This is a genomic window from Streptomyces viridosporus, from assembly GCF_002078235.1.
Taxonomy (GTDB): domain Bacteria; phylum Actinomycetota; class Actinomycetes; order Streptomycetales; family Streptomycetaceae; genus Streptomyces; species Streptomyces viridosporus.
This window is the reverse complement of the sequence record NZ_MSGP01000398.1, coordinates 1-8306: the sequence shown is the minus strand read 5'-3', so window position 1 is coordinate 8306 and position 8306 is coordinate 1. Positions and strand designations below refer to the sequence as shown.

Annotated in this window: 7 protein-coding genes and 2 pseudogenes; 4 read left to right on the top strand and 5 right to left on the bottom strand. The window is 72.2% G+C overall.

Features of this window, described 5'->3' with window-relative positions:
* The 4 genes and pseudogenes from B7L92_RS26735 to B7L92_RS26720 form a co-directional block, all read right to left on the bottom strand.
* Positions 1-294 (bottom strand): annotated as a pseudogene (locus tag B7L92_RS26735) (TerD family protein); the annotation flags it as partial.
* Positions 295-361: 67 nt separating this feature from the next.
* Complete coding sequence (locus B7L92_RS26730; RefSeq protein WP_081239941.1) at positions 362-940, bottom strand: TerD family protein; 579 nt, start codon at positions 938-940, stop codon at positions 362-364.
* 194 nt (positions 941-1134) lie between these two features.
* Complete coding sequence (uvrB, locus tag B7L92_RS26725; RefSeq protein ID WP_081239940.1) at positions 1135-3285, bottom strand: excinuclease ABC subunit UvrB; 2151 nt, start codon at positions 3283-3285, stop codon at positions 1135-1137.
* A gap of 40 nt (positions 3286-3325) precedes the next feature.
* Entirely contained in the window at positions 3326-4189 is an 864-nt protein-coding gene (locus tag B7L92_RS26720; protein ID WP_081239939.1) for an MHYT domain-containing protein, read from the bottom strand.
* Positions 4190-4469: 280 nt separating this feature from the next.
* Here B7L92_RS26720 and B7L92_RS26715 point away from each other — a divergent pair, with 280 nt between their 5' ends.
* The gene (locus tag B7L92_RS26715) at positions 4470-5342 is read left to right on the top strand and encodes a glycerophosphodiester phosphodiesterase (protein WP_081239938.1); all 873 of its coding nucleotides are present in this window, start codon (positions 4470-4472) and stop codon (positions 5340-5342) included.
* A gap of 102 nt (positions 5343-5444) precedes the next feature.
* A pseudogene (locus B7L92_RS26710) lies at positions 5445-6000 on the top strand (methylated-DNA--[protein]-cysteine S-methyltransferase).
* Between the two features lie 57 nt (positions 6001-6057).
* Here the strand turns inward: B7L92_RS26710 and B7L92_RS26705 are convergent.
* On the bottom strand, positions 6058-6486 hold the full coding sequence (locus B7L92_RS26705) for a VOC family protein (protein ID WP_081239937.1): 429 nt from the start codon (positions 6484-6486) through the stop codon (positions 6058-6060).
* Positions 6487-6587: 101 nt separating this feature from the next.
* Here B7L92_RS26705 and B7L92_RS26700 point away from each other — a divergent pair, with 101 nt between their 5' ends.
* Positions 6588-7499, top strand: a complete 912-nt coding sequence (locus B7L92_RS26700; RefSeq protein ID WP_081239936.1) for a pseudouridine-5'-phosphate glycosidase — start codon at positions 6588-6590, stop codon at positions 7497-7499.
* Positions 7481-8306: carbohydrate kinase family protein (locus B7L92_RS26695; RefSeq protein WP_107501610.1), on the top strand; the 826-nt coding region annotated here is incomplete at its 3' end. The genes B7L92_RS26700 and B7L92_RS26695, both read left to right, overlap by 19 nt.

The window sequence follows — 8306 nt, the reverse complement described above, 5'->3', positions numbered from 1 at the left end:
CCCCGGGCCGCCGCCCGGGGCGGGCAGGGCGAGCAGCACGCTGACCCGGTGGACCGCGTCCGTCATGGCGTCCAGGTCCACCGCGAGACGGTGGTCGGCGGCCGCCTGCCGCGGTACCTCCAGACCGGGCTGGGTGGGGGCGCCCGGATGGGCCACCCACTGCGTCCCGTGGATCCGGCCGTTCTCGTCGCCGAGTGCGGCCGCGGCCACGATCGGCGTGCCGGCCGAGATCCGGATCTCCAGACGGGACTGGGAGAGCGGGTGGTTCTGCCCCCGCACCAGCTCGGCCGTCATCGCCTTCGTCCCCCTGTGTCGCGTGTGATGGGTGCGTGTGCCGCCCGCCGCCTCGGCCCCGCGGCGCCTAGAGAACCGGCAGGATCGCCGGCATCAGGTCCTGGAAGGTGCGGCCGTTGGCCGGGTTGCCGAGGGCCGTCATCGTCCAGCCCGAGTCCGCGCGGTGCACCTTCGCCATGATCTGGGCCGTGTAGGCGCCGCCGCCGGCCAGCGTGTAGCGGGCGAGCTCCTGGCCGTTGGTCTCGTCGACGAGGCGGCAGAAGGCGTTCTGCACCTCCTGGAAGGTCTGGCCGGTGAAGGAGTTCACGGTGAAGACGATCTGGTCGATGTGGACCGGGACGCGCGACAGGTCGACGAGGATGGCCTCGTCGTCGCCGCCCTGGCCGACACCGCCGACGAGGTTGTCACCGGTGTGCCGCACGGAGCCGTCGTCGCTCACCAGGTGGCGGAAGAAGACGACGTCGACCGGCTGCTTGTCCGCGAACAGGACGGCGGAGGCGTCCAGGTCGATCTCCCGGGTGCGCGAGCCGAACAGGCCGCGACGGGGAGCCGCCTGCCAGCCGAGACCCATGCGGACCGCGGTCAGGCTGCCGCCGTCGTCCTTCTGAAGGCTGATGGCCTGACCCTTGGTCATGTTGACGGTCACGCGCTGATTCCCCTCTCGAACTGTCCCCTGTTGCCGCGGAACCGCGGTTGACCAGAACCCTACGCAGGGGCACTGACAGCGACGTACCCCGGTCCGCACTTTGTGTCGGTCTTGCAACACAGTCCGTGCGGGGCGGGGCGGGGGCGCGTCGAAGGCACCGGTCGCGGGCTGCGGACCGGTGCCTTCCGGGGCCGTCAGGACAGGCCCGCCTCCTGCATCTGCCGCAGTTCCTTCTTCATCTCGGAGACCTCGTCGCGCAGCCGGGCCGCGATCTCGAACTGGAGGTCCGCGGCGGCGGCCCGCATCCGCGCGGTGAGTTCCTCGATCTGCTCGGCGAGTTCGGCGGCGGGACGGTCGGTCGGCACCGTCTCCCCGGCCTTGCCCTTGGCGCCCTTGGCCGCCTTCGCGCCCTTGGCCGCCTTGGTTCCGAGGGCGGGCACGGGGGTCCTGGTGCCCCCGCCGTCCTTCCCGGCCTTGCGGTAGCCGGATCCGAGCAGCTGCTCGGTGTCAATGTCCTCGCGGGCGATCTGGGCGACGATGTCGTTGATCTTCTTGCGCAGCGGCTGGGGGTCGATGCCGTTCGCCTTGTTGTAGGCGATCTGCTTCTCCCGGCGGCGGTTGGTCTCGTCGATGGCCTTCTCCATCGCCGGGGTGATCTTGTCGGCGTACATGTGGACCTGGCCGGAGACGTTCCGCGCGGCGCGGCCGATGGTCTGGATCAGGGAGGTGCCGGAGCGCAGGAAGCCCTCCTTGTCCGCGTCGAGGATCGCCACCAGGGACACCTCGGGCAGGTCGAGCCCCTCCCGCAGCAGGTTGATGCCGACGAGGACGTCGAACTCGCCGCTGCGCAGCTCCCGCAGCAGTTCCACCCGGCGCAGGGTGTCGACGTCGCTGTGCAGGTAGCGCACCTGGATGCCGAGTTCCAGGAAGTAGTCGGTGAGGTCCTCGGCCATCTTCTTGGTGAGCGTGGTGACCAGGACGCGTTCGTCCTTCTCGACGCGCGTGCGGATCTCGTGCACCAGGTCGTCGATCTGGCCCTCGGTGGGCTTGACGACGACCTCCGGGTCGACGAGGCCGGTGGGGCGGATGATCTGCTCGACGACGCCGTCCGAACGGGAGAGCTCGTACTGGCCGGGGGTGGCCGACAGGTAGACGGTCTGGCCGACGCGCTCCTGGAACTCCTCCCACTTCAGCGGCCGGTTGTCCAGGGCGGAGGGCAGCCGGAAGCCGTGGTCGACCAGGGTGCGCTTGCGGGAGGCGTCGCCCTCGTACATGGCGCCGATCTGCGGGACGGTGACGTGCGACTCGTCGATGACGAGGAGGAAGTCGTCCGGGAAGTAGTCCAGCAGGGTGTTGGGCGGGGAGCCGGGCAGGCGGCCGTCGAAGTGCATCGAGTAGTTCTCCACGCCGGAGCAGGTGCCGATCTGGCGGAGCATCTCGATGTCGTAGGTGGTGCGCATGCGCAGCCGCTGGGCCTCCAGGAGCTTGCCCTGCTTCTCCAGCTCGGCCAGGCGCTCGACGAGCTCCTTCTCGATGTCGTTGACCGCGCGCTCCATGCGCTCGGGGCCGGCGACGTAGTGGGAGGCCGGGAAGACGTACAGCTGCTGGTCGTCGCTGATGATCTCGCCGGTGACCGGGTGCAGCGTGGACAGCGCCTCGATCTCGTCGCCGAACATCTCGATGCGCACGGCGAGCTCCTCGTAGACCGGGAAGATCTCGACGGTGTCGCCGCGGACCCGGAAGGTGCCGCGGGTGAAGGCCATGTCGTTGCGCGTGTACTGGATGTCCACGAAACGGCGCAGCAGCTGGTCGCGGTCGATCTCGTCGCCGACGCGGAGGGGGACCATGCGGTCCACGTACTCCTGCGGCGTACCGAGGCCGTAGATGCAGGAGACGGAGGCGACCACCACGACGTCGCGGCGGGTGAGCAGCGAGTTGGTCGCGGAGTGGCGCAGCCGCTCGACCTCCTCGTTGATCGAGGAGTCCTTCTCGATGTAGGTGTCCGACTGCGGGACGTACGCCTCGGGCTGGTAGTAGTCGTAGTACGAGACGAAGTACTCGACGGCGTTGTTCGGCAGCAGCTCGCGGAACTCGTTGGCCAGCTGCGCGGCCAGCGTCTTGTTCGGCGCCATCACCAGGGTGGGGCGCTGGAGCTTCTCGATCATCCACGCGGTGGTGGCGGACTTGCCGGTACCGGTCGCACCCAGGAGGACGACGTCCTTCTCACCTGCTTCGATGCGCCGGGCGAGGTCGGCGATGGCCGTGGGCTGGTCGCCGCTGGGCCGGTAGGAGCTGACGACCTCGAAGGGCGCCACCGTGCGTTCGATGTGGGAAACGGGCCGCATGCCATCCACCGTACGGCTCCTCACTGACAACCGGTCCGGGTCAGTGCCTCTGCGGGGTGCGGGAGCGGCGTTCGACGGGCCCCCGGACGCGCGGCCGCCGCCGCGCCGGGGAGTGGCGCACGGAGGAGTGGGCGGGGATGCCGGGCTTGCGCTCGGCGGGCGCCGCGGCGGGGCCGCCCATCACCATCAGCGGGTCGAAGACCACCACGACGCCCGCGAGGACGAGGAGGGCGAGCGGGCCGACCAGCATCGGCCCGAGCAGCTCCGCCGCGGAGTCCCCCGCGGCGGAGCCGGAGACGCTGTGGACGTGCACGTCGAGCGCGGCCATCCCCGTGTAGTGCATGCCGGTGACCCCCACCCCCATGACGAGGCTCGCGCCCACGCTCCACAGGAAGCCCCCGGTCCGCCCGGTCGCCCACAGGGCGGAGGTGGCGGCGGCCACGGCGATGGTCACGGACAGGGCGACGGTGGGCACGTCGTAGTCCAGACGTCCGTCGAGGCTCATGCCGGCCATGCCGAGGTAGTGCATCGAGGCGATGCCGAGGCCCGTGATGGCGCCCCCGGTGAACAGGGCCGTTCCGGACGCGCCCCGGTAGCCGACGATGAAGATCCCCGTGCCCACCATGACGATGGCGACGCCGAGGCTCGCGAACGTCATCGCCCGGTCGTAGTGGATCGGTGTCCCCTCGATCGTGAAACCCATCATCGCGACGTAGTGCATCGTCCATATGCCGCAGCCGATGGCCACCGAGCCCAGGGTGAGCCAGCCGGGGCGCCAGGAGCGGGCGACCACCATGGCCCGGGCGGTGCAGCGCAGGCCCAGGGCGCCGCCGAGGCAGGCCATGAGGTAGGCCACCAGTGGTGTGACCAGACCGTAGCTGAATCCGTCGACCGTGCTCTGCATGCGCGACTGCCCTCCCGCCCCGTGCGTCCCGGAATTCCCGTTATGATCCCCCTTCCCGGGACCGCACCGGCGGCCGGGGTTGACGCAGAGGGTACGGCCCCCACCGGAATGGCCGAACGGCCGTCCGGCAAAGAAACACGTCTCTGCCCCATATGTGTGCCACCAGTGTGCGCGGTCATGGCCAACTCCGTTCAATCCACGGCCATCCCGTGCCCCTCTCGCGTTGACCGTCGGCTGTCACAGTGGGACTGTCCGTGATCGTCCGACGCGAGGAGTACGCATGCACGCACGTGCTGTCGCCGCATCGACCACCGCGCTCCTGGGAACCGCCGCCCTCCTGCTCCCGCTCTCCCCCGCCCGGGCCACCGACACCGGCGCGCCCCCCGTGGTGATAGCCCACCGGGGCGCCTCCGCCTACGCGCCCGAGAACACCCTGGCCGCCGTCGACAGGGCGGCCGCACTCGGCATCGACTGGGTGGAGAACGACGTCCAGCGCACCAAGGACGGTGAACTCGTCGTCCTCCACGACGACAGCCTGCAGCGCACCACCGACGTCGAGGAGGTCTTCCCCGGCCGGGCGCCGTGGAAGGTGAAGGACTTCACCGCCGCGGAGATCGCCCGGCTGGACGCGGGCAGCTGGTTCAGTCCCGCGTACACGGGCACGCGCGTGCCGACGCTCGAGCAGTTCGTGGACCGTGTCGAGCGGAACCGTCAGAAGCTGCTGCTGGAGATCAAGAACCCGCAGCTGTATCCCGGTATCGAGCAGGAGACCCTCAAGCTCCTGAGCAACGAGGGCTGGCTCGACCGCCGGCACCTGGAGGGCCGGCTGGTCGTGCAGAGCTTCAGCGCGGACAGCGTGCGGACCGTGCACGGTCTGAAGCCCGCGGTGAAGACCGGCTTCCTCGGTACGCCGCCCGTGGCGGACCTGCCCGCGTACGCGGCCTTCACCGACCAGATCAACCCCTCGCACGGTTCCCTCTCCGCCGGGTACGTCACCGCCGTGCACGCCCTCGACGGGGCGCACGGCAAGCCGCTGGAGGTCCTCACCTGGACCGTGAACGACGCGGCGGCCGCCCGGCGGGTCGCCGGGTTCGGGGTCGACGGGATCATCACCAACACGCCCGACGTGGTGCGGGACGCGGTGGGCGGCTGAGGCGTCCCCGCGCGCCGTTCCTCGCCCCGTCCCGCCCCGGCCCGTCCACTCCGCCCCTCGTCTCGTCCCGGCGTTGTCAGTGGCGGGTCGTACGGTGGGCGCATGGACAGCCATGGGCAGTACGAGCAGCGGGTCGTGTGGGCCGTCGTCGCCACCGACATCGGCCCGCTGCTGCTGGCCGCGACCCGTGAGGGCCTGGTCAACGTCGTGTTCCACGCCACGGACCCGGTGCGCGACGGCGCACTGGAGCGGCTGGCGTCCCGGCTCGGCACCGAGCCCGTCGAGGAGCCCGGCTCCCCCCCTGCTGACCGAGGCGATACGCCAGGTCGAGGCGTACTTCGCGGGCGAGCGGCACGCTTTCGACCTGCCGCTGGACTGGTCGCTGGTCTCGGGCTTCCCCCGCGAGGTCCTGCGGGAGCTGGCCTCCGGCGTGCCGTTCGGCGCGGTCGTCGGGTACGGCGACCTGGCCGAGCGGGTCGGACAGCCCGGCGCCGCCCAGGCGGTGGGCATGGCGATGGGCGCCAACCCGCTGCCGGTGGTCGTGCCCTGTCACCGGGTCGTGGAGAGCGACGGCGGCATCGGCGGGTTCGGGGGCGGGCTGGAGACCAAGCGCCGGCTGCTGGCCCTGGAGGGCGTGCTGCCCGAGCCGCTGTTCTGACGGTTCGGGCGGCACGGCCGCCCGGCGGGGACCTCCGGCCGGTCGCGGGGTCCTCGGTCAGTCGTAGTGACGCGCTTCGAGGACGTTGCCGTCCGGGTCGCGGAAGTAGAAGCTGCGCCTGGCCGGGCCGCGCGCCCCGAAGGAGTCGTGCGAGATGTCCGTCACCGGTACGGACTGCTCCTCGAGGCGGCTGCGGAGGGTGTCGAAGCCGTCGGCCGGCAGGGACAGGCAGATGTGGTTGACGGGGTGGCCGGAGCTCTCGGCGGCGCCGGGAAACATCGTCATGCGTTCCGCCATGGCCAGCGGCATGAGGTCGAGGATGGTCTCCTCGTTGACGCGCACCGAGGGGAAGGGGACCTCGCCGGCGGAGAACTCGGTGAGCCTGACGGGTTCGAGGCCCACCGCCTTCTCGTAGAAGCCGGCGGCGGCGATCGGGTCCCGCACCCAGAGGACGACGTGGTCGAGACGTGTCGTGTGATCCGTCATGTGTCCCAGCCTCCGCCGCGGCCGCGTCGGCGCACAAGGGGTTTGATCCGGCCCGCGGCCCGCCAGGGATGAGGGGAGACCGGGAGACGGGAGGCGGACGCGTGGTGCTCATGGTGTCCGAAGAGGTGCGGGAGGCGATCACCGCGGGCCGGCCGGTGGTGGCCCTGGAGTCCACGATCATCGCGCACGGGCTGCCCCGGCCGCGCAATCTCCGGGTGGCGCTGGAACTGGAGGCGGCCGTACGGCAGGAGGGTGCGGTACCGGCCACGGTCGCCGTGCTGGACGGCCGGCCCCGGGTCGGCCTGGACGAGGGGCAGTTGGAGCGGGTGGCCGACGAGGACGGCATCCGCAAGCTGGGCCACCGTGACCTGCCGCTCGCGGTGGCCGGCGGGGCGAGCGGGGCGACCACGGTGTCGGCCACCGCCCTGCTGGCGTCGCTGGCGGGCGTACGGGTGTTCGCGACCGGGGGACTCGGCGGGGTGCACCGGGAGTGGACGGTGACCCAGGACGAGTCGGCCGACCTGGGTCTGCTGGCGCGCACCCGGATCACCGTGGTGTGCGCGGGGGTGAAGTCGATCCTGGACGTGCCGGCGACGCTGCAGAGACTGGAGACCCTGGGGGTCGCGGTCGCCGGGTACGGCACGGACCGCTTCCCCGGCTTCTACCTGTCCGACTCGGGGCATCCCGTGGACTGGCGGCTGGACACCCCGGAGCAGGTGGCGGACGTCATGCGGGCGCAGGACTCGCTCGGCGGGCCCGGGTCGGCACTGATCGTGGCCCGGCCGGTTCCCGCGGAGGAGCAGTTGGATCCCGGGCTGCACGCACGGGTCCTCGAGGAGGCGCTGCGCGCGTGCGAGGAGCAGGGCGTCACCGGCCAGGCGGTCACCCCGTTCCTGCTCGATCACCTGGTCCGCCGCACCGACGGCGCCTCCCTCGCCGCCAACCTGGCGGCGGTCCGGGGCAACGTACGCCTGGCGGCACGCGTCGCGGCGGCCTGGGCCGCCGGGGAGTGACGGGGGCCGTGCGGGGCGGGGCGCTGCTGGTCGTGGGTGACGTGATCACGGACGTGGTCGCCCGGCACCGGGGGCCGCTCGCTCCGGGGACGGACACGGCGGCGGCGATCCGGACGCTGCCCGGCGGCGCGGGGGCCAACGTGGCCTGCTGGGCGGCGCGCCGGGGCGGCGAGGTGCGGCTCCTCGGCCGGGTGGGGGCGGACGCGGCGGCCTGGCACGAGCGGGAACTGGTCGCCCGGGGTGTGCGTCCCCTGCTCGTCGTCGACGAGCGGGCGCCGACGGGGACGGTGATCTGCCTCGTCGACGGGGACGCGGCCGGCGAACGGACCTTCCTCACCGACAGCGGCGCGTCGCTGCGGCTGGATCCCGGTGACTGGTCGGACGCGCTGCTGGACGGAGTGGCGCGGCTGCACCTGTCGGGCTACCTCCTGTTCGCCGAAGCGGGCCGTGCCCTCGTCGCGGTGGCCCTGGAGGCGGCACGTGCGCGGGGGGTGCCGGTGAGCCTGGATCCGGCGTCGGCCGGGTTCCTCGCGCGGCTGGGCGCCGACCGGTTCCTGACGCTGGTCGAGGGCGTGGACGTCCTGCTGCCCAGCCGGGACGAGGCGTGCCTGCTCACGGGTTCGTCCGAGGCGGCGGACGCGGCGGCGCGGCTAAGCCGGCGCGTCCCGCTGGTGGTGGTCAAGCAGGGCGCGGAGGGCGCCCTGCTCGCGCGGTCCGGCGAGGTGTGCGCACGCGTTCCCGCGGTGCGGGCGGTCCCCCGGGACACCACGGGCGCCGGTGACGCCTTCACCGGCGCCCGTGGTGTCC